Annotated in this window: 24 protein-coding genes; 12 read left to right on the top strand and 12 right to left on the bottom strand. The window is 51.0% G+C overall.

Annotated features, from left to right (window positions below):
- The 3 genes from MUB23_RS06700 to MUB23_RS06690 form a co-directional block, all read right to left on the bottom strand.
- Nucleotides 1-279, bottom strand: coding sequence for a hypothetical protein (locus MUB23_RS06700; protein WP_244799602.1), 279 nt, complete (start codon nt 277-279; stop codon nt 1-3).
- Nucleotides 280-483: 204 nt separating this feature from the next.
- Nucleotides 484-1335 (bottom strand): AraC family transcriptional regulator, encoded by an 852-nt coding sequence (locus MUB23_RS06695; RefSeq protein ID WP_244799601.1) that lies wholly within the window; start codon nt 1333-1335, stop codon nt 484-486.
- 163 nt (nt 1336-1498) lie between these two features.
- Nucleotides 1499-2206, bottom strand: coding sequence for a DUF5131 family protein (locus MUB23_RS06690; RefSeq protein WP_244799600.1), 708 nt, complete (start codon nt 2204-2206; stop codon nt 1499-1501).
- Nucleotides 2207-3324: 1118 nt separating this feature from the next.
- Here MUB23_RS06690 and MUB23_RS06685 point away from each other — a divergent pair.
- Genes MUB23_RS06685 through MUB23_RS06670 form a run of 4 tightly spaced genes read left to right on the top strand, consistent with a single transcriptional unit; the run spans nt 3325 to nt 7633 of the window.
- Nucleotides 3325-4329, top strand: coding sequence for a rod shape-determining protein (locus tag MUB23_RS06685; protein ID WP_244799599.1), 1005 nt, complete (start codon nt 3325-3327; stop codon nt 4327-4329).
- Nucleotides 4330-4358: 29 nt separating this feature from the next.
- Nucleotides 4359-6650, top strand: a complete 2292-nt coding sequence (gene recD2 / locus MUB23_RS06680) for an SF1B family DNA helicase RecD2 (RefSeq protein WP_244799598.1) — start codon at nt 4359-4361, stop codon at nt 6648-6650.
- On the top strand, nt 6578-7294 hold the full coding sequence (locus tag MUB23_RS06675; RefSeq protein WP_244799597.1) for a ComF family protein: 717 nt from the start codon (nt 6578-6580) through the stop codon (nt 7292-7294). Before recD2 ends, MUB23_RS06675 begins: the two co-directional genes overlap by 73 nt.
- Before the next feature lie 45 nt (nt 7295-7339).
- Nucleotides 7340-7633: a putative quinol monooxygenase gene (locus MUB23_RS06670; protein WP_244799596.1), complete on the top strand. Its 294-nt coding sequence runs from the start codon at nt 7340-7342 to the stop codon at nt 7631-7633.
- Nucleotides 7634-7805: 172 nt separating this feature from the next.
- On the opposite strand, the gene rhuM is transcribed toward MUB23_RS06670, so the two are convergent.
- Nucleotides 7806-8036 (bottom strand): RhuM family protein, encoded by a 231-nt coding sequence (rhuM, locus tag MUB23_RS06665; protein WP_330641818.1) that lies wholly within the window; start codon nt 8034-8036, stop codon nt 7806-7808.
- Between the two features lie 180 nt (nt 8037-8216).
- The gene (locus tag MUB23_RS06660) at nt 8217-8543 is read right to left on the bottom strand and encodes a winged helix-turn-helix transcriptional regulator (RefSeq protein ID WP_244799595.1); all 327 of its coding nucleotides are present in this window, start codon (nt 8541-8543) and stop codon (nt 8217-8219) included.
- 196 nt (nt 8544-8739) lie between these two features.
- On the opposite strand from MUB23_RS06660, the gene acgA reads away from it, so the two are divergent.
- The 7 genes from acgA (at nt 8740) to MUB23_RS06625 (ending at nt 13777) form a co-directional block, all read left to right on the top strand.
- On the top strand, nt 8740-8946 hold the full coding sequence (acgA, locus tag MUB23_RS06655; protein ID WP_244799594.1) for an ACGX-repeat peptide: 207 nt from the start codon (nt 8740-8742) through the stop codon (nt 8944-8946).
- Nucleotides 8947-9036: 90 nt separating this feature from the next.
- Nucleotides 9037-10089 (top strand): radical SAM/SPASM domain protein, ACGX system, encoded by a 1053-nt coding sequence (gene acgM, locus MUB23_RS06650; RefSeq protein ID WP_244799593.1) that lies wholly within the window; start codon nt 9037-9039, stop codon nt 10087-10089.
- Nucleotides 10071-10673 (top strand): nitroreductase family protein, encoded by a 603-nt coding sequence (locus MUB23_RS06645; RefSeq protein ID WP_244799592.1) that lies wholly within the window; start codon nt 10071-10073, stop codon nt 10671-10673. The genes acgM and MUB23_RS06645 overlap by 19 nt, the downstream gene beginning before the upstream one ends.
- Entirely contained in the window at nt 10661-11302 is a 642-nt protein-coding gene (locus MUB23_RS06640) for a pyridoxamine 5'-phosphate oxidase family protein (RefSeq protein WP_244799591.1), read from the top strand. Before MUB23_RS06645 ends, MUB23_RS06640 begins: the two co-directional genes overlap by 13 nt.
- A 97-nt stretch (nt 11303-11399) precedes the next feature.
- On the top strand, nt 11400-11828 hold the full coding sequence (locus MUB23_RS06635) for a hypothetical protein (protein ID WP_244799590.1): 429 nt from the start codon (nt 11400-11402) through the stop codon (nt 11826-11828).
- A gap of 172 nt (nt 11829-12000) precedes the next feature.
- Entirely contained in the window at nt 12001-12852 is an 852-nt protein-coding gene (locus tag MUB23_RS06630; protein ID WP_244799589.1) for an ADP-ribosylglycohydrolase family protein, read from the top strand.
- 64 nt (nt 12853-12916) lie between these two features.
- Nucleotides 12917-13777: an NUDIX hydrolase gene (locus MUB23_RS06625; RefSeq protein ID WP_280515680.1), complete on the top strand. Its 861-nt coding sequence runs from the start codon at nt 12917-12919 to the stop codon at nt 13775-13777.
- A 278-nt stretch (nt 13778-14055) separates the two neighbouring features.
- On the opposite strand, the gene MUB23_RS06620 is transcribed toward MUB23_RS06625, so the two are convergent.
- From MUB23_RS06620 to MUB23_RS06600, 5 genes are all read right to left on the bottom strand, one after another.
- Nucleotides 14056-14703 carry an ABC-2 transporter permease gene (locus MUB23_RS06620; protein WP_244799588.1) on the bottom strand — a complete coding sequence of 216 codons (648 nt, stop codon included), beginning with the start codon at nt 14701-14703 and terminating at the stop codon, nt 14056-14058.
- Entirely contained in the window at nt 14700-15563 is an 864-nt protein-coding gene (locus MUB23_RS06615; protein ID WP_244799587.1) for an ABC transporter ATP-binding protein, read from the bottom strand. Before MUB23_RS06615 ends, MUB23_RS06620 begins: the two co-directional genes overlap by 4 nt.
- A gap of 2 nt (nt 15564-15565) precedes the next feature.
- Nucleotides 15566-15943, bottom strand: a complete 378-nt coding sequence (locus MUB23_RS06610) for a GntR family transcriptional regulator (RefSeq protein ID WP_244799586.1) — start codon at nt 15941-15943, stop codon at nt 15566-15568.
- A 300-nt stretch (nt 15944-16243) separates the two neighbouring features.
- Nucleotides 16244-17593 (bottom strand): MATE family efflux transporter, encoded by a 1350-nt coding sequence (locus MUB23_RS06605; protein WP_244799585.1) that lies wholly within the window; start codon nt 17591-17593, stop codon nt 16244-16246.
- A gap of 181 nt (nt 17594-17774) precedes the next feature.
- Nucleotides 17775-18551 carry a GNAT family N-acetyltransferase gene (locus MUB23_RS06600; RefSeq protein ID WP_244799584.1) on the bottom strand — a complete coding sequence of 259 codons (777 nt, stop codon included), beginning with the start codon at nt 18549-18551 and terminating at the stop codon, nt 17775-17777.
- Between the two features lie 158 nt (nt 18552-18709).
- Here MUB23_RS06600 and MUB23_RS06595 point away from each other — a divergent pair, with 158 nt between their 5' ends.
- On the top strand, nt 18710-19393 hold the full coding sequence (locus tag MUB23_RS06595; RefSeq protein WP_244799583.1) for a LysR family transcriptional regulator: 684 nt from the start codon (nt 18710-18712) through the stop codon (nt 19391-19393).
- A gap of 11 nt (nt 19394-19404) precedes the next feature.
- On the opposite strand, the gene MUB23_RS06590 is transcribed toward MUB23_RS06595, so the two are convergent.
- Entirely contained in the window at nt 19405-19704 is a 300-nt protein-coding gene (locus MUB23_RS06590; RefSeq protein ID WP_244799582.1) for a hypothetical protein, read from the bottom strand.
- Nucleotides 19701-19964, bottom strand: a complete 264-nt coding sequence (locus MUB23_RS06585; protein WP_244799581.1) for a sulfatase-like hydrolase/transferase — start codon at nt 19962-19964, stop codon at nt 19701-19703. Before MUB23_RS06585 ends, MUB23_RS06590 begins: the two co-directional genes overlap by 4 nt.
- Nucleotides 19965-20070: the final 106 nt, after the last annotated feature.

Here is a 20070-nt window from a genome sequence, read left to right as displayed (position 1 = left end):
TCAGCAGCTGTTCTCAAGCTCGTATTCCAAGAAACGCAGCAGGAACGGATTGTTTTCCTCGCTCAGGGTAGGCTGAAACGCCATATGGCGGCATTTCTGGTAAGGTTCGCCATCCATGATAAAGGCGTATCCCATCACGCATTTTGGATTGCATTCGTCGGGATTGACCAGTCGTTTGCAGACAGAGGATTTTTTGATTTCCTCTTTCATCTTTTCCGGAAGAGAGTCCAAAAATCCTTGGTATTTTTGAAGCTGTTTGGGATAGATCCGCAGCTTCATCCCTGTTTTTCGTGACAGAAAGGTCGCGAAAGTCCTGTTATTGTTGAATACATACGATACGGTATACCCGCTTTTCGCGGTTTGGATCTTGCACTTGCAGCCTTTTTCCGTTAAATACGCGTGGATTTGATTTACGAAATCGCGATAACGGTCATCAACAGTTTCCAGAAATAGACAGAATTTTTCATCCATAAACACCTCTCTTTATGCCTGTTTTCTTGTCACGGGAATCCATACCTCGTACTGCGCGTTTTGCGGGTCCGGATTGAGATAGACCTCAAGGTCCGGAGCGTCGGCGTACTCATATCCGGAAGTCGGAAGCCATTCCGTTATGATGCGCTGTTCCAATTCCTGAATGGACTGGTTCGTTCCTGTTCCGGAGAAAATGGCCCAGGTGGACGCGGGGACCGCGTATTCCTCAAATTCGTCGCTTTTCTTGGTGCTGGAAACCGCGATAAAATAGCGCCACTGGTCTGCATCATGGCAGGCGCTGACCCCCAAAAGCCCCATCGGCGGCGCGTCCATCATGCCCGCCAATTTTTGAATGATTCCGCTTTCGGCGGCATCCTGCCACAGCTTCGGCACCACCATAAAATTGTTTTCTATTTCTTTGTCAAGCGGTGCGGATACACCGATAATACGAAAAGCATCTTTGGTTTCTATTCGATAATTCATTTCTGTTGCTCCTTTCACAGCAATTCGAAATACAATGGGAGAAAAAGACTTTACGGCTGCGCCTTCGATTTTCACCGACGATGGGGCAATCCCGTGAAAAGCCTGGAACGCCCGGTTGAATGCGGTGGGGGAATGATAACCGTATTTCGCGGCTACATCAATCACCCGCTCCTTCCCCTCCCTCAGATCCACCGCCGCCAGTGACATTTTTCGCCGGCGGATATACTCTGCCAGGGAAATGCCTGCCATATAGGTAAACATTCGTTGATAATGATAGGCAGAGCAGCAGGCGATCCGTCCAAGCTGTTCATAGTCAATTTCCTCCGTCAAATGTTCCTCAATGTAATTCATGCTCTGGTTTAATCGCTCCACCCATTCCATCGGGACGCCTCCTTTTTTGCAGATCCATGTACGTTTCTTATTATAATGCTTTTCCTATAACTTTTCCTCTCTCTGCTTGCACAAAAAAGAGAGGTCATTGCTTGCCTTTTGCGGCAAGGTCGCGGGTTCTTGCTTTCTGTCCGCAAAACCCTGATTTACCGGTTCAACAGTTGATTCCGGCTTTTCTTGCCTGGCTGCACAGATCACGGACATTTAAGGTATAGGTTTTGCCGTCTTTGATAAAATGCGTCCCGCACTGCCGGAATTCAAAATGCACATGATGAGAAACGCATTGTTCCCGGATGGCAAGCACCCACTGATAATTCAGGGGCCTGGCATTCTTATCTGACTCGCCGCCAACCACAACCAACTCGGTATTCTCCAAATAGGCGGAAAGATCGATCGGGCCGATCAGCGGCTGACAGATGATATTCCGATGCTTGATGGGAAGCTTCTGAAAAAGGGAAAGCCGTTCATCCGCCCGGCTTTGATTTTCAACTGTGCAGCCGACGGTCACATTGTCATATCCGTCGTTCCAGTCTTCTGGAATACAGTCGAGAAAACGCTCGATCCGTTTGGTCAGAAAGAGAAAGTGCAGGTCCTGGCGCTCCTGTATCATACGCCAGCACTCTTCGCGCCAATGATCGGCGTCCTCAATCAAAAAATCAGTGGAAAAACAGAGATACACCAGTTGTCCCGATTTGATCTTGTAGGCTCCCGACTTGTTTTTCGCGACAGGAGCATAGAAATTGTCTGTCTTTACAATTTGGTTCGTATCAACCCCGCGCTTGAAGTCGCCTTTATGGATATAACAGTATTGACAGCCTTCGCTGTGCCTGTGACAGCCGCGCCATGGATTCCACATTGCCATTTTCAATCACCTTGTCCCGTCATTTTGTTGTTCTGCCCTGCGTTTGCTTCCTGAATGCAATGATATTGAATTCGAATTATAACGAAGAAGCCGCTGTTCTGTCAAGCTGTTCCGGAGGGATTTCACGCGCGGCTGCCTTCCGGTTGTTGGCAAAACACAGAAATATCCACAAAATGGAACCCCTTTCAACAACATCTGGATCGTTCTCGGCTAAAAACATCATGTAACTACAAATGAACACATTGAGTGTTCCCTCTTCCGACAAAATTTGTAAAAAACCTTACGTTTTTCTTAAGATGTTCATAATTTATTCACATATACGTTTTATACTTCCTATATACCACTTTTCGTGGTGAAAAAGCTTTTTTATGCTCGTTGGCGGTGGGATTCCCCGTTCCCACCGCCAATCCCCCCAACGATTGCCGAATTACCGGTTGAGATATGAGAAAAGGGAATGGAGCCAGTTCCGCTGTGGATTGGCTCCGTTCCCTTTTTTGTGGCTGTAAATTTGGGCCAAAGGAGATTTTTGGGATCGTAGGGACGCAAAATCACAAACAAAGTATAAAATATCTATAAATAAAATATGATTTAAACGTTAAAATATTGCAATTATTAAGCGAAATGAAAAAGGACATGGATGAATCAAGAAAACCACAAAAGAAAAGTAGGTAAAACACATAAAACCACACATTCCTGTGGTCGGTGGATGAAAATTTCCTGCATGCGAAAAAATTTTTTGCTTTCATTCTGTCATATTTAAGGTGAGGCCTCAAGGAGGATAAGAAAGGAGGATTCACCTTATGACAGATTTTGTGATCGGAGTTCTGGCAAGCCTTGCGGCAGCCGCCATTCTCCATTTCCTGGACAAGCTCCATTCATAGGGAGTGACGGCGTGGCGTCTTCGGAGTTTTTGAAAACGCTGGGATTCTAAGCGCCGCAGGATGCCGAAAGCGGCCATTTTCGACAGAAAGAAAGCGGGCTCGACAAACTGCGCAGGCCGGGCCTGCTTTCCGCCTGCGGCGCGCGCATTAATTTCAATCTTAAGAGAAAAACCATTTGAAAAAGGCGGTGATTTGTATATAATAGAAACGAGACCGTAAAAAAGGAGGTATTCATCTATGCTTTCCATGGACATCGGAATTGATTTGGGAACAGCCAGCATTCTGGTCTATATAAAAGGAAAAGGAATTGTATTAAAGGAGCCCTCGGTCGTTGCTTTCGACCGGGACACGAACGAGATCAAGGAAATCGGTGAAGAGGCCCGGAAAATGATTGGCCGTACGCCGGGCAACATCGTGGCGATCCGCCCTCTGCGTCAGGGCGTGATTTCCGATTACGCCATCACCGAAAAGATGTTAAAGTATTTTATCAAGAAGGCCATGGGGAAGAAGACCCTGAGAAAACCGAGGATCAGCGTCTGCATTCCCAGCGGAGCCACTGAGGTGGAGAAAAAGGCCGTGGAGGATGCGACTTATCAGGCGGGCGCCCGCGAGGTCAGCATCATTGAGGAGCCGGTAGCGGCCGCCATCGGCGCCGGTATCGACATTTCCAAGGCCTGCGGCAATATGATCGTGGACATCGGCGGCGGTACTTCGGATATCGCGGTGATTTCCCTGGGCGGTACCGTCGTCAGCACTTCGGTGAAGGTGGCCGGCGATGATTTCGACGAAGCGATCGTCCGCTATATGAGAAAGAAGCATAACCTTCTGATCGGTGAGAGAACGGCAGAGGAAATCAAGATCAACATTGGCTGCGCTTATCCGCGCCCGGAGATGCTGACCATGGATGTCCGCGGCCGGAATCTGGTGACCGGTCTGCCGAAGACCATGACCATCACATCCGATGAGATGATGGAGGCTTTGAAGGAGCCTGCCTTAAAGATTGTGGAATCCGTCCACAATGTGCTGGAGCGCACGCCCCCGGAGCTGGCGGCGGACGTCTATGAGCGCGGAATCGTGATGACCGGCGGCGGCAGCCTGCTCGGCGGATTGGACGAGCTGATCGAGGAAAAGACCGGCATCAATACGATGATCGCCGAGGAGCCGATGAACGTGGTTGCCATCGGCACCGGCAAATTTATCGAATTCATTCATGAGGCGAAGTCGGATATTAATAAGAAGTAATCCGGCCCGGCCGGCAGACGGAGGCATGAATGGAAACTGTGAAAGGATATGTGGAGCATATCGTTTACCGCAACAAGGAAAACGGCTACACGGTTCTGGAACTGACGACAGATTCCGAAACCTATACATTGGTAGGAATACTTCCCCATGTAAGCGAAGGCGAACCCCTTGAAGCCGAGGGGACATTTACCAGCCATCCCCTATATGGGGAACAGTTGTCTGTGGAGCGGTATCAGGTGACGGCTCCGGAGGACGTCATTTCTATTGAGCGCTATCTGGGTTCCGGTGCGGTGAAGGGCATCGGTCCCCAGCTGGCGGCCCGCATCGTGAAAAAATTCAAGGCGGACACCCTCCGCATCATTGACGAAGAGCCGGAACGCCTGTCCGAGGTGAAAGGCATCAGCGAAAACGGCGCCCGGCAGATAGCCGTTCAGGTGGCGGAAAAACGGGAACTGCGCCAGGCGATGCTCTTTCTCCAGCAATATGGAATTTCCCTGAATCTAGCTGTAAAAATCTATGAAAAATATGGACCGCAGCTCTACAGTCTTGTTCAAACGAATCCGTATCAGATCGCGGATGATATTCCCGGCGTTGGATTTAAGATTGCGGACGAGATCGCCCAGAAGGCCGGAATCCACACGGATTCGGATTTTCGGATTCGGAGCGGGATTTATTATACCCTGATGCGGGCGGTTTCTTCCGGCCACGTCTATCTGCCGGAGGAGGAACTGCTCCGGAATGCGTCTCTTTTGCTGGACGTGCCGGACGGCGCGATGGACAAGCACATCATGGATCTGGTGCTGGACAAGCGCCTGGTGGTGAAGGAGAAAAACGGGGAGCCGGCGGTCTATACAGCCATGTATTACTATATGGAGATGAACACGGCCAAGATGTTGAAGGATCTCGACGTGGATTATGAAGCCGACGAAAAAGAACTGGAAGAATTCCTCCTCAAGTGCGAGAGGGAAGAGGGCGTGGAACTGGACGATTTGCAGCGGGAGGCGGTGCAGGTCGCGGTCCGCGGCGGGGTGACTGTGATCACCGGCGGACCGGGCACCGGCAAGACCACGACGATCAACGCGATCCTCCGGTATTTCGAGCAGGCCGGTCTGGAGATTCAGCTGGCGGCGCCCACCGGAAGGGCAGCTAAGCGCATGACCGAAGCCACCGGGTTCGAAGCCAGGACCATTCATCGGATGCTGGAGTTTTCGGGGATGCCCGGCGGGGAAGGTTCCGACGCGTCGGTGCGTTTTGAGCGGAACGAGTCCAATCCTCTGGACGCGGATGTGGTTGTGATCGACGAGATGTCCATGGTGGACATTCACTTGTTTTACTCGCTTTTAAAGGCGGTACAGGTGGGAACCCGGCTGATCTTGGTCGGGGACGCGAGTCAGCTCCCGTCGGTCGGGCCGGGCAATGTTCTGCGGGATATCATTGATTCCGAGAGCTTTCATGTAGTGTGCCTGACCAGGATCTTCCGGCAGGAGGAAGCAAGCGATATCGTTTTAAACGCCCATCGGATCCACGATGGGGATTGGATCAATGCGGATAAGCGGAGCCGGGATTTTCTGTTCGTCAAACGGAACGAGGCCAATCAGGTGATCAATGCGGTGATTGGCCTCGTCCGGGATAAGCTTCCGGGCTATGTCCATGCGAAACCTTTTGATATCCAGGTTCTGACGCCGATGCGGAAAGGCGTGCTGGGGGTGGAACATCTAAACAGTGTGCTCCAGCATTTTCTGAATCCGCCCGATGCTTCTAAAAAAGAGAAGCAGTTTCCCCAGGGAATCTTCCGGGAAGGCGACAAGGTCATGCAGATCCGGAACAACTATCAGGTGGAATGGGAGATGAGGGATTCCTACGGGATTCCCAAGGAGAAGGGAACCGGTGTGTTCAACGGCGACATGGGCACCATCCGGGAGATGAACCTTTTTTCCGAGGAACTTTTGGTGGAATTCGATGAGGGCCGCCTGGTGTCTTATCCGTTCAAGCAGGCGGACGAGCTGGAACTAGCCTATGCGGTGACGGTGCACAAGGCGCAAGGAAGCGAGTATCCGGCGGTTGTGATCCCGGTTTTGACCGGCCCCCGCATGTTGATGAATCGGAATCTGATCTATACGGCCGTGACGCGGGCCAGGTCTTGCGTCTGCATCGTCGGGCTGCCGGAAGCCTTTCAGGCCATGGTGGACAATGCGGAGGAGCAAAAACGCTACTCCGGACTTACCGACTGTATCCGGGAGGTGGAGGATTGGAAGCTGGAAGAAGCCGGGTTCTTGAATGGCTTTACCCCAGGCGCTGCCCAGCCTGCGGAGATATTGTAAAGCCAAGGGGAGGACTGATCTGTCCGGAATGTCGGAAACTGTTTTCCTATGTAAAAGAGCCGACCTGTATGCACTGCGGGAAAGAGATTTTAGAGCCGGAGATGGAGGACTGCTACGACTGTGCCAAGCGGGGCCGTTCCTTTGACGGCGGCGTGGCGTTATTAAACTATGATGCGGCCGCGAAGAAATCCATCCAGGGATTTAAATATGGAGGACGGCCCGAATACGCGGATTTCTATGCGGAAGAATTGGTGAAGCGGTATGGCGACCGGCTCCGGCGCTGGCGGCCTCAGGCGGTTTTCCCTGTGCCCGCTCATAAAAGCAGAGAGCGGTTCCGCGGCTATAACCAGGCGGAGGTGCTGGCGGAGCGGATCGGGGAGAAGCTGAGACTTCCTGTTTGGGAGAGCGTGCTGATCCGGAAAAAGAAAACCACAGCCCAGAAAGAGCTGAACGCCGAGGCCAGGCAGAGAAACCTGGAACAGGCCATGGAGGTCACGGGGACGCTTCAGGGGCTCAGGCGGATTTTGCTGGTGGATGATATTTTTACCACCGGAAGCACAGCGGAGGCATGTGCCAGGGTTCTGAAACAGGCCGGGGCGGAAAAAGTCTATCTGGCCTCCGTCTGTATTGGGAAAAATCAGTAGATTAAAGTTAATATAGCCGCGGCGCTGCGGCGGAAGGAGGATTTTATGATTATCTTACATGTACATTTTCAGATGAAGGGGACCAGCCTGGAGGAATTCCAGGCCGCATTAAAGGAAGCTCAGATCGGCGAGATGTCCCGGCAGGAGGAGGGAAATATTGAATATACCTACTATCAGCCGGTCGGCGTGGAGGATCAGCTGCTGTTAGTCGAGGTGTGGAAAGATGAAGACGCGCTGAAGACGCATCAGCAGACGGAGCATTTCAAAGCCTGGGGAGAGAAGAAGAAACAGTATCAGGTGGAGACGAAGATTACGAAGTATCAGGCGGAGCAGATATAGATAGAATCTCTTTGCAATATTGCCCAGGGGAGATAAAAAAATAGAATCGAAGTGTGCGTGGCGTAGAGATTGATATGCCGCGCACATTTTTATTATAATGTAATTCTGCAATCAAAATATGAAACAATGCCAAAAACATGAGCAGCGGGGGTGGGGTTTACTTTTGTGTATTTCAGATGAACAAATTTAAGATTTTGTTCGATACGATACAGACGCCCTTGATTGTATATTCCTCTATAATATTATTCGCCCATTTACGAAATTGTACTGCACGAGGGGAATCCACTTTGTTTCCGACTGATATAATTGCTTTTAAATTGTAATGCTTTGTATTGTATCCTTTTCCGTCGCCGGCAGTTACTCGAAAAATTCGAGCAACTGAATTTTTGACTAAGCCACACATTCTCATCGGCATAGATTGCATTTACATCACTTTTTCCTGTGGCAGCCAAAAAGGGGAGGACAATCCGCCTGAAAAGTGGCTGCGGCAGCTCTCATGCGGGATTTCGGAAAAAGACAAAATCAATAGGAAGCAGGGGATCGCCACTCCGACAATATTAAAAATCCGACGGCCTGTATCCAGTCATCTCATATTGTTTTTATAGCTAACGCCCCATTCTTCCATGGATTTCATGATCGGACGCATGGATTCTCCCAATTCATTTAAGGAATATTCGACATGAGGCGGAACCTCTGGATAAACGGTACGTGTGATGATTCCATCCGCTTCCATGGATCGCAGGCTGTCCGTCAATACTTTCTGACTGACGCCGGCGAGGGACTTCCTCAGTTCATTGAAACGCCATGGGCGTTGCAGCAAATTCCGTAAGATCAAAAGCTTCCACTTACTTCCAATAATCTGTACTGTGACGGCCACCGGACATTCCGGCAATTCTTCCTTGGTTAACATATTATAGTTGCCTCCAATAGTCAAAACGGAATGTTACATTGAAATTATAGTATAGGTGAATTCATATTGCAAGAAGGTTACCAAAAGGTGCCTAAGTAATAGATTTGTGCGTACTGTTTTTTGATGCGGCCATGATTTACAATAAGATTGCGAATAAGGAAATGGATTCGTAAAACTGGATTGGAGGTAAGAAAGGATGGCGCTTTCAAATTTATTTGGATGGACAAAGAAGGCACAGGCCCCGGCTTCCGCCTGCGGAGCAGGTGAAAAACCTGCAGCCTGCGGAACGGAAGGAAAGCCAGAGGAGAAACCCGCGGTCTGCGGTACTGCCTGCGGAACGGAAGGAAAGCCGGAGGAGAAACCCGCGGCCTGCGGAACCGCCTGCGGCGCCGGTGCAAAGTAAACAGTCCATATTCAATCAGTTCCCGGCGGGAGACCTGTCGGGAACTTCGCTTATAACAGGGAGAACCATTCCCTTTAAGAGGATAATATAATGAAAGAGTATTTTTCTTTTCAGTGGCACATTACAGATGAGTGCGACCAGAGGTGTAAGCATTGCTATATTTTCTCGGAAGATAACCGGATAAAATTAAATATTATGACTTGGGCACAAATACAGGAGATCTTTTATAATTGCATGGATTTCTGCGAGGTATATGACCGTCTTCCTTACTTTTATCTCACCGGCGGCGACCCGATTTTGCACCCGGATTTTTGGAAACTGCTGGCTCTGCTGAAGGAGCATGGGATTCCATTTACGATTCTTGGAAACCCCTTCCATCTGACGGATGAAGTGTGCCGGAGACTCCGGGATCACGGCTGTCAGAAATATCAGCTTTCCCTGGATGGAATGCAGGAAACACACGATTGGTTCCGCAAACAGGGTTCCTTTGCCTGCACGCTTGAAAAAATTGATTGCATCAATAAAGCGGGCATCCAGTCTGTAATTATGACTACGGTTTCGGGTACGAACAGAAAAGAGGTTGCCGCGATCATTGATACGGTTGTCGCCCATCACGTGGATGTGTTTGCTTTTGCCCGTTATTGCCCCACCAGCGAGGAGAAGTACACGGGTATGACGCCGCAGGAGTATCGGGAACTACTGGAAATTTGTGACCATAAGTTCCAAGAATATGAGGCGGCGGGATGTTCGACTTATTTCAACAAAAAAGATCATCTTTGGACTCTTTATGAATATGAAAAAGGTACTTTTAAAATCCCGGATAGCGCAGGGGAAGGGACCATCTACGGTGGCTGCAATTGTGGGAATTGCCATATAACGATTTTGCCAAACGGTGATATTTATGCCTGCCGCCGTGTTCAAAACAGTAAAGTCGGCAACGGATTGGAAGACCGGCTGGCGGATGTGTGGGTCTGTCAGATGGAAAACTATCGAGACTATACAAAATTTGAAAAATGCTCAAAATGTGAACTGTTAGCATGGTGCCGGGGATGCCCGGCCGTCGGCAGCGGGAAAAGCGGAAATTTTTATGCCGCCGACCCGCAATGTTGGAAGGAGATACAGGAATGGAATTATTCCAATTGATGAAATACCGCCGGTCCATCCGAAAGTATCAGGATAGGCAAATCGAGCGCGGGGATCTGGAGAAAATTATGGAAGCCGGGCTCTGGGCCCCGAATGCGGGGGGAGGACAGCGCCCCATTCTTTGCGCTCTCCACGACAAGGAACGGAGCGACCAGATCGGCAGGTTAAATCTTGCAAAATTCAGCCGGGAAAATCTGGCGGGCTCTTATGTATCCAAGGATCAGCCAAGTATCATTGATGATCCGTCCATAAAAAGCGGTTTTTACGGCGCGCCGACCGTCTGCATTCTGTTTGGACCGAAGAATTTTTTATATAGCATTCCGGATGCCTTTTGCTGCGCGGAAAATATGGTGCTGGCGGCAACGGAACTTGGGATTGCGTCCTGTATCATTGCCAGAGGGGAGGCGACCTTTGACAATGAAGCGGGAAGAGGGTTTTTGAAAGAATGGAAAATTCCAGAAAATTATATTGCCCGCTGTTTTGTATTGCTTGGCTACTGCGACGGAGATTATCCGGCGGAGAAGCCGAGGAGGACCGGGCGGAGCATAATCATTGAGGGAGGCGGAACCGCATGGACGCGCTGACATGTCTGAAAAAATTGCAGTATGTAGGAGTTTTGAGCTTTGCTACGGTTGACGGCGAGGGGAATCCCCAGGTGCGCAATATCAGCGCCATTCATTATGAGCCGGACGCACTCTGCTTTTTTACCGCCAGGGGAAAAAGTTTCTGCCGGGAATTGCTCTCCGACGGCCGTGTGCAGATATTGGGGTACACCAGATATAAGGAAATGATCCGAGTTTCCGGAAAAGCTTTTGCCGCACCTGCGGGGGAGCAGAAGAAATGGGTGGATGCTATTTTTAAAGAGCAGCCATACCTTGCCAATGTGTATCCCGGAGAAACCAGAGAAATTGGAATTGTATTTTGTCTGCGGGATATGGAAATTGAGTATTTTAATCTGGGAGTCAGCCCGATTTTTCGGGAAACCTATCTGATCGGAAAAGGAGCCCGATCAGGGAGAGGCTACGAGATTACCGGCGCCTGTACTGGCTGTGGGATTTGCGCCGGGTGCTGCCCTCAGCAGGCGATTCTCCCCGGTATGCCCTATCAGATTTTACAAGAGCACTGTCTCCACTGCGGCAACTGCTTTGAGAAATGCCCATCTGGGGCGGTACTGCCTAAGGGAAAAGTGTCCGGAGGCGATCAGAACGGCTGACCCGCCTGCTCCATTGAATCTGCCTCCGGTTTATGATATGCTTTAGCCAGAAGCTATGTAAGTACGGAGGAAATGCAGATTTGATTCAGGGGGCGGCATGAAAGAAAGAAGAGGAAGAAAACGGTTGCCGGCACTGGCGTTTCTTTTGGCACTGGCAGTTTTGCTCCTGGTTGCCGGGTGTAAAGGTCGGGACGGGAATATATCGGAGAAAACGGATCCGACAAAGCGCTCAGCGGAACAAACGGAGGCTCAGGCGGAGAAAACAGATACGGCCACGACGGCCACGGCAGTAGAAAACGATGCCGCCGTGGATTTTACCGGCACCTCCGAGGGAGCGGACCAAGAGACTAGAAATGCCGGCGGAGAGACGAAAAATACGGACGGGGAGACAGGCGCACCGGCGGAAACGACAGGCCGGCCGGATGTTCCGGAAACGGATTTCCAGCAGTTTGCCGAAGGCAAAAAAAGGCGGAATCGCATGAGGCGGAAGAGATGGTTCGCAGGAGCCCCCGAATCTGACGCTTAGGACGATGAAGAATGAGGAAAACGGAATGGCCGGGCTTTGGCACCCGGTCATTTTTTTCTATGGATTGAAGCCCCGCCCGGTTTGTGCTATGCTTTTCTCAAAAGAAGAAGATCCGCTGTTTGGATCACAGGAAACAGAGAAGACTAGGAAATGAGAGTGAGGAGGTGTTCCAATGCAAGGATTTTTGATGACCGGCGCCCTGATGGGCGATGTTTCCGGTTCCTGGTATGAGTGGCATAATACAAAGGAGAAACCAAAAGAGCTGATCACGGACCGGGACCATTTTACCGATGATTCGGTTCTGACATACGCGGTGGCTGATGGGATTCTCCGCGGGCTGGAAGAGGCGGACCGCAGCCGTCTTTTTGTTGACGAGGAAATGCAGGCTCAGGTGCGCAGTTCCATTGCCCGGTCAGTCCGGGACTTTACTTTGCGATACCCTTCCGCCGGGTACGGCGGCCGGTTTCTTGCCTGGGCCAGAGAGGGATCCATGGAGCCCTATGGAAGCTGGGGAAATGGAGCGGCTATGAGAGCCTCCTTTTGCGGCTGGCTTGCGGAATCGTTGGAGGAAGCCAAACTATTTGCCCGTCTGTCCGCGGAGATCACCCACAATCATGCGTATGGGATTAAGGGAGCCGGAGCGGTTGCCGCCTGCATCTATTTGCTCCGGACCGGAGCCGGAAAAGAGGAAATACAAAAATATGCAGGAGAACTCTACGACATGAAATTTACCCTGGATACAATCCGGCCGTCCTATTCGTTTGACGTCAGCTGTGAAGGGTCGGTGCCCCAGGCGATCGAGGCGTTTCTGGAGGGGGAAGATTTTTCGGATGTGATCCGGCTTGCGATTTCCATCGGCGGGGACAGTGATACGATTGCGGCCATCGCGGGAAGCCTGGCCGAAGCATATGAACCGGCGCCGGAGGATCTGCGGGAGCGGGCGCTGGCAAAACTGGATGATTTTCTGCGGGAGACGGCTGTCCGGATCTCCGAACCGCTGACTCCCCCGGTATATTGGACGTAAAATTGGCATCTTGACGGTCCGGAATGCCGGATGTTTTATGGAATGCCGGAAAGGGATTTAGAGAATGAGCGATGAGTTGAGAGATAAAAAAGGGTTGACCGAAGCCGAATTTTTAGCTTCCTACAACCCGGACCGCTATAAAAAGCCGTCGGTGGCGGCGGACATGGTTATCTTTTCTGTGGACAGCCAAAAAAAGGAGAAGCAGGAGCTTCGCCTCCTGCTGGTTAAGCGGGGCGGCCATCCGTTTCTCGGCCAATGGGCGCTGCCTGGCGGTTTTGTGAACGAGGGGGAGTCTGCGGAGGAGGCTGCGGTCCGGGAACTTTTTGAGGAGACCCATGTAGAACAAGGGTATTTGGAGCAGCTCCAGGTTTTCAGCGATTGGGGAAGGGATCCCCGGATGTGGGTCATGAGCTGCGCCCATATGGCCCTGATCGATGGGAGCCGGGTATCCGTTAAAGCAGGCGACGACGCCAGGGATGCCCGCTGGTTTTCCGTGGAATGGAAACTTCAGGAAGAGCATAAGGAAAATCTGACCGATGGAATCCGGCGAAGCCTTTTTTATACCTTAACGTTGATAAATGAAGGAACGCTGCTTCGGGCCCACTTGGAGCGGAGGGTCACGGTGACAGTTTCGAACCGCCGGGAAGAGTGGCGGATCATTGACAACGACGGGCTGGCGTTTGACCATGCGAAGATCATTGGTTTTGCGCTGGAATGCCTGAAAAAGAAGGCGGATCGGGAAGGCATCGCCCTGCTGCTGATGCCGGAGCAATTTTCGCTCAATCAGCTGTGCCGGGTTTGGGAAGCGATCAGCGGCAGGAACCTGACGGAAGAGGAAGTGAGGCGGAAGGCAGAGCCGTTCCTGGAGGAATGCCGCGAAGGGGAGGGCTTGTATCAGAGACGGTGGGAGGCATTATTGAGGTAGACTTCCGGCGGCAGAGATCTGTCCACCTAGTCTGACTCTGGGATCGGAAATGAGGATAAATCGTAAAAAAGGATAACAAAATAGACGCAAGTTGCCAGCTACTGCAAAATCAATTGACCGGCAGCTGGCAACTTGCGTCTGACAGAGAGCTTCGAGCGGGACAAATCTCGCGCTGCTGAAGAGGCGCAAGATCTGCCCTCTGAGGTTCGCAAATGGAAAGGAAGATGTCGCTGACGCAACATATTTGCGGCTGGGAAGATTGCAGGGCGAGATCTCTTCTATAACTCTTGATTCGAAAATATCCGAAGGCTGATTCCATACATAGCTATATTGCACAGAATCGCAACAACCGGAGCGCTGTAGAGCAGGATCAGAACCGCCTGGTCTTCCGTAGTTCCGCCCAGCGTCCGGATCAGCCAGAATACCCCGTAAAACAGGGCCATGGGAATCAAAACTGAGACTAACAGCAGCATCCGCGCTTTCTCCGCTCCGAATTTGAATACCAGAGGGATGGAAATACTCCCCATAATCTCAGCGATGGCAAGTCCGGCAAGGGATGTAAGGAGCAAAGTCAAAATGCCGTCCGCCTGAAAGGATAGTTTGTGGGTGATTACTCCGCCGGCCAGACCGATGAGAAAACCGCTGACGACGCCTACTAAGCAGAAAATCAGCAGAACAATAAATTTTCCGCCCACCAAGTCTTTTTTCGAAATCGGCATCACCATGGCGTATTTGTTCCATTTGCACTGGTCGTCAAAGCTGAACGTGGTGGTGATCATGATGCTGCACAGGACGGTACAGGCGATGACATAGGTCTGCGGGCCGGAAAACGGGATAAGAATCACGGCAAAAACAAGCAGGAGCAAGGCCATTGCTTTCATATTGTGGCCGATATTGTACAAATCTTTTTGGATCAAACTCTTCATGATACGGATTCCCCCTTTACATAGAGAAGAAGAATATCATCGATTGAAGCATCATCCACAACAGTATTCTTATATTTTCTTTTTGCCTTTTCTTTATCCGCCACCAAGACGTCCCACTGATAATCGGATTTCCGGCAGGCCAGGATTTCTGTCTTGTCGATGGCGTCAAAGGCGGCGCTGCCGCACCGGATGATACCATATTGATAGCGGAGTTCATCTTTGGGCTTGCAGAAGAGAACTTTTCCATGATGGATAAATGTAATATAATCCGCGATTTTTTCCAGATCCGTGGTGATGTGAGAGGACATGAGAATCGAATGGTTCTCATCCTGCACAAAGTCCAGAAACACTTCCAAAATGTCGTCCCGCATCACCGGATCCAGGCCGCTGGTGGCTTCGTCCAGAATCAGAAGCTTCGGGTGGTGGGAAAGCGCGATGGCAATGCACAGTTTCATTTTCATTCCTTTGGAAAATGTCTTGATCTCTTTCCGGGCGGGAAGCTGAAAACGCTTCAGATAATCCTGATAAACCGGCGGATCCCACTGCGTGTAAGCGGAATTCGAAATTTTACCGATCTGCTCCGGCGTCAGCGTTTCATAGAAATTCACTCCGTCGAAAACGACACCGATCTCTTCCTTCAGCTGTTTGGCATCGGAGCGCAGTTCTTGCCCCCAAAAAGTTACCGTACCTTCTTCTTTGCGAATCAGATCCAGAATGGCCTTGATGGTAGTGCTTTTTCCTGCTCCATTTTCACCGATCAATCCCATGATAGCGCCTTTCGGGATAGAAAAGGAAACGTGATCCAGCATAAAATCCGGATAATGCTTCGTCAAGCCGTCCACCTGTAAAATGGCATCCATCGTTATTCCTCCTCCTGATAGAACATCGTTAAGAGTTCCACCAACTTGCTCAGCGGGATCCCGCTGGCGCGGGCAATGCCGGCGGCTTCCTGCAAATGCTCTTCCGCCTGGCGCTGCTGTTCTTCCTGGTAAAAGTTCTTGTTTTGAGCCGAGACAAAACTGCCGCGTCCGACGGTTGTCTCGATAAATCCGTCTCTCTGTAAATCTTCATATGCTTTTTGAACCGTAATGACACTGACATGAATGGATTTTGCCAGCGCCCGCATCGAAGGGATGGGATCGCCGGTGCGCAGTTCACCACTCATGATCATGGCCTTGATCTGTGAAGTAATCTGCTCATAGATCGGCTTGCTGGTGTTACTGCTGATTATAATTTCCACAGGGGGCCCTCCTGCCTAACTATAATGTACTTATTGAATAAGTACATTATAGTTAGGGTAAGTGCATTTGTCAATCCCTTTTAAATGAAAAGAGATTTCTCTCAGCGAAATTCTGCGCAGCAAATGTGTCGCGTCAGCGACATCTTCTTTTGCATTTGCGTACCCCAGGGGCAGACCCTGTGCATCTTCAGCGGAGCGTTTTATATCACAAAAAAGCCTTTCGTCCCCATCGGATAGGGATAAAAGGCTTTCGTATGTGGAAAAAGTGATGCCAAATACCGCTGCTTGTGGAAATGCAGATCAGATTTCCGGCCTTCTGGAGGTGGTACGCATGGCGGATAGATAGAGCGTTAGGGAGGCCGCGGCTGCCACGGCTTCCGTGATCCAAAATGCGTGCCAGATCCCTTCCACACCCAAAACCCGGCTGAGGAAAAAGGCGCAGGGAAGGATTAGGAGCGCATAGCGCAACAGCGAGATGACCAGCGAAGGCAGGCCTTTCCCCAACCCCTCCAGCGTTCCGGAGGCGGCGACAGACAAAGAGGAAGCAAAGAACCCCAGGCTGATGATGCGCAGAGCAATGGCTCCCTCGGAGATGGTGGCTTCATTTTCCGTGAACAGCCCCATCAGTCTTCCCGGAATGATCTGGCAGAGGATGGTGCCAAACAACAGGATGGCTGAGATCAAAAAGAGCCCGGTCTGAAATATTTTGCGGACGCGCCGGTATTCCCCAGCGCCGTAGTTATAGCTGATCAGAGGCCGCATCCCCTGAACAACGCCGTTGGCCGTCAGGTACAGGAACGTCTGCAGCTTATAGTAAGCGCCGAGAATGAGGACGTAGGATTGTGAAAACGCGGCGAGGAAGGAATTCAGCACCGAGACCAGTAGCGACGGCAGGGCCATGTTCAGGGTGGCCGGGATTCCGACGGCATAGAGCCGGAAAAGCAGCATCTTTTTGGAACCAGGGCAGTGCAGCCGGAATTTGACAGGGATCGGCCTGCGGATGAAAATGATAATATAAATTACCAAGGAAAGGGTCTGGCCCAATCCGGTGGCGATGGCCGCGCCCTTTATTCCCCATGCGGGAAAGGGGCCGATGCCGAAGATAAGGAGCGGGTCCAAGATAATATTAGCCACACAGCCGCAGATCATGCTGAACATGGAGACAGTCATTCTTCCCACCGATTGAAAGATTTTTTCAAAGGAAATGGAAATCATAATCGGAACCGTAAACAAAAGAGTAATATTGGAATACTGGAGGCCGAGGCCGATCACGTCCCCGTCGGACGTGAAAAGGCGCAGAAAGCCGGGCATGGCGGCAAGGCAGACGACGGTCAGGATAAGTCCATGCAGGCTGTTCAGCAGGATTCCATAGGCGGCGGACGCATTGGCACGGTCCGGATTTTGAGCGCCGAGATAATAGGCCACCGAGGCGTTTATGCCGATGCCAAAGCCAACCGAAACCGCGTTTACTAGGTTTTGGACCGGGTAGACGAAGGAGAGGGCGGTCATGGCATTTTCGCTGATCTGGGCGACAAAAAAACTGTCTACGATATTGTAAAGGGAGCTGACCAGCATGGATATGCTCATGGGAATCGCCATGGTGATAACCAGCGGCAGGATGGATTTTTCCTTCATAAATGTTTGATCCAATGGGGACACCTCTTTCTTTGAACTTTTTGACAATAAAAAAACCACACAGTTACCAGGGTAGCTGTGTGGCGAAAAGTAGCTGGTCAAGGGATTGACGCTAGAAAAATCCACATCCGCGTATGACACGGTTTTGGAATTTCATTATAATGGAATCGATTTGAAAAGTCAATGGCTGGACGGCCTAAAGGCCATGGCTCTCTAAAAATTGTAAAAATTTTTTCTCGCTGAAAATTTCGTTGGTGACGAATTCCCCCTCATAAAAGAAGCTGTACGTGGGAAACGGCGTCGGAGCGTTTTGAGCCTCTTTGATTGTCTCAATTTTGTGCAGCGTAAAGGCGGCTCCCCGTTTTTTGGCAACTTCCCCGATGAAAGGCGCGTACTTGTCCGTATGAGGGCACTGGTTGGTGTAGTAGAGAACCATACCGGGTTCTTCCACCTTCCCGTACTTTGCGCATTCTTTGAATTTCGGCGCCGGCGCGTTCTCTGTGAAAGGCAGATAGTAGAGCACGAAATAAGGGGACGCTGTGTCCGCCGCCAGAAAACCATGGCGTTTCAGGTATCCAGGGTCGGAGAGGAATGGTTTTTTCTTTTCCGAGGCAATCACAGTCAGGCCGAGTTTTCCTTTGGTTTTCGCATCCTCGATACATTTTTCAAGAAGCTGTCCCGCAATCCCATGGCCTTGAAATTTTCCGGACACCCAGAAGCAGTTGATGTGCAGGTAGCCGTCCGCCTCAATCGGGCACCAGGCGTTTTCAGCTGGGATGTATTCGATGAAGGCCTTTCCCCTGGCATTCAGGCGGAGAAAGACAAGCCCGTCCGTGAAACGCTCCTTCATCCATGCTTTTTTCGACGAGACGCAGGTCTCGCCTTTTTTATCAGTGATGGCACAGCAGATATGTTCTTTGTCAATATTCTCCGGGCCGACCGTGACCCATCCCAACTGTTCAAATTCGCTCATATGATCCTCTATTCTGCGGCGGCGAGCCGCGTTTTCTCCTTTTTCAGGACATTTTTATTATAACATGGAATGACGACATCTATGTGTCATGTTTGATAATGAAAAGTGGTCTTTCTTCAGCCAGGATTTCTTTTTCGACCAAAGCCCGATAAAGCGGTTTGCAGACCGGCGGGATTGCGGGGGCCGGCAGCGGAGCGTGGGCGGAGGAAGCCTGCTATGTCTCCCAATCAGTCATTTCCGTGCAGATTGGGAAACTGGAGGCAGAACTTGGGATCCGGATTTTCGGAAGAACAAAGAAGGGCGTCATGATCACAAAGGAAGGGGAGATTTTTCTGGAATATGCCAGGCAGATGCTATCCCAGGAGGAGCGGATGAAAAAATCCTTCCGCATTTTCCAGGACAGCGGCGAAGGCAGCATTTCCGTGGGATTGGCCCAATGCAGCTCTTTGTATCTGCTGACGGATCTGGTTTCCTCCTACCAGAAAAAATTCCCGGAGGTGGAAATCAGTATCCGGGAAGGGGACAGCAGCCTGTTAAAGGAAATGCTGAGAAACGATACATTGGACACCGCCAAGAGGGGAGAAGCGTTTTTCCGTACCAGGATCACCAAAAACACTCATATCCTGACCAACATCAGCCTGGTAGCCAATGGGTTTGCCGCTACGTTGGTCACGAGGAACAGCGCCGGCAAATATGGCGGGAAGAACGTCCAAGTGGTGGAGATCGAGCCGCGCTTGTCCCGGTATGTCTATCTGGCGGTGGCAGAGGCGGCGCGGCATGTGCCTGTGGTGGATACGTTTATTCAGTTTGTCCTGGATTCGCCCCACCGTATCGGGGGATAATGGGTGTTCCATCAGGCATTTTCTGTTTCCTCTCCATGCGGTCCGATTCCCAGACCCTTGGGAACAGCGGAGTAAGGGGTCAGACCTTTTGCCAGCACGGCCGGAAACCCTCCTTTGGATTCAATCAGTTCCTGCTGGGCTTTTTGGGAAGCTTCATTGAGAGCTTCCGGATCGCAGATTTTTTCCAGATCCCGGTTTAGTTTCGCCGCCACAGGGCGGTATTTCAAAAGACTCCCCAGATCGTAATTTTCTTCCGGATCCTTTCCCAGATCAAACAACTGGCACTGCTCATAACCCATATACCGGATCAATTTATAATCCCCTTTGCGCAAGGGATACCGGGGCCCGCAGCGATCAGGGGGATGCGGACGGACCCCTCGTTCATCGTAGACTTGAAAAACAGACCGTGTTCCCCAGCGGAATCTCCGTGATCGTCCAGATATAAAATCCTGATATTCTCCGTCAGACCAGCCTCCCGCAGGGCGGTGAGAACTACGCACACCGGGCTGTCGAGGAAGGTCACCAGAGCATAATAGGCGGCAATGGCTTTTTGAATCTCTTCGTCAGTCAAGAACGCAGCGTCGAGCCGGCCTGGGAGAGCGCTTCCGAGACAGCGCTGTTGGAGGCGGCCCGCTGCGGACTAGGGGTTACGATACTGCCCGAAAAGGTAGCGGAGG

The organism is Cuneatibacter sp. NSJ-177 (assembly GCF_022867805.1).
GTDB lineage: Bacteria > Bacillota > Clostridia > Lachnospirales > Lachnospiraceae > Pseudolachnospira.
Note: the sequence above shows the minus strand (reverse complement) of the source record. Positions and strands in the feature narration are given on the sequence as shown.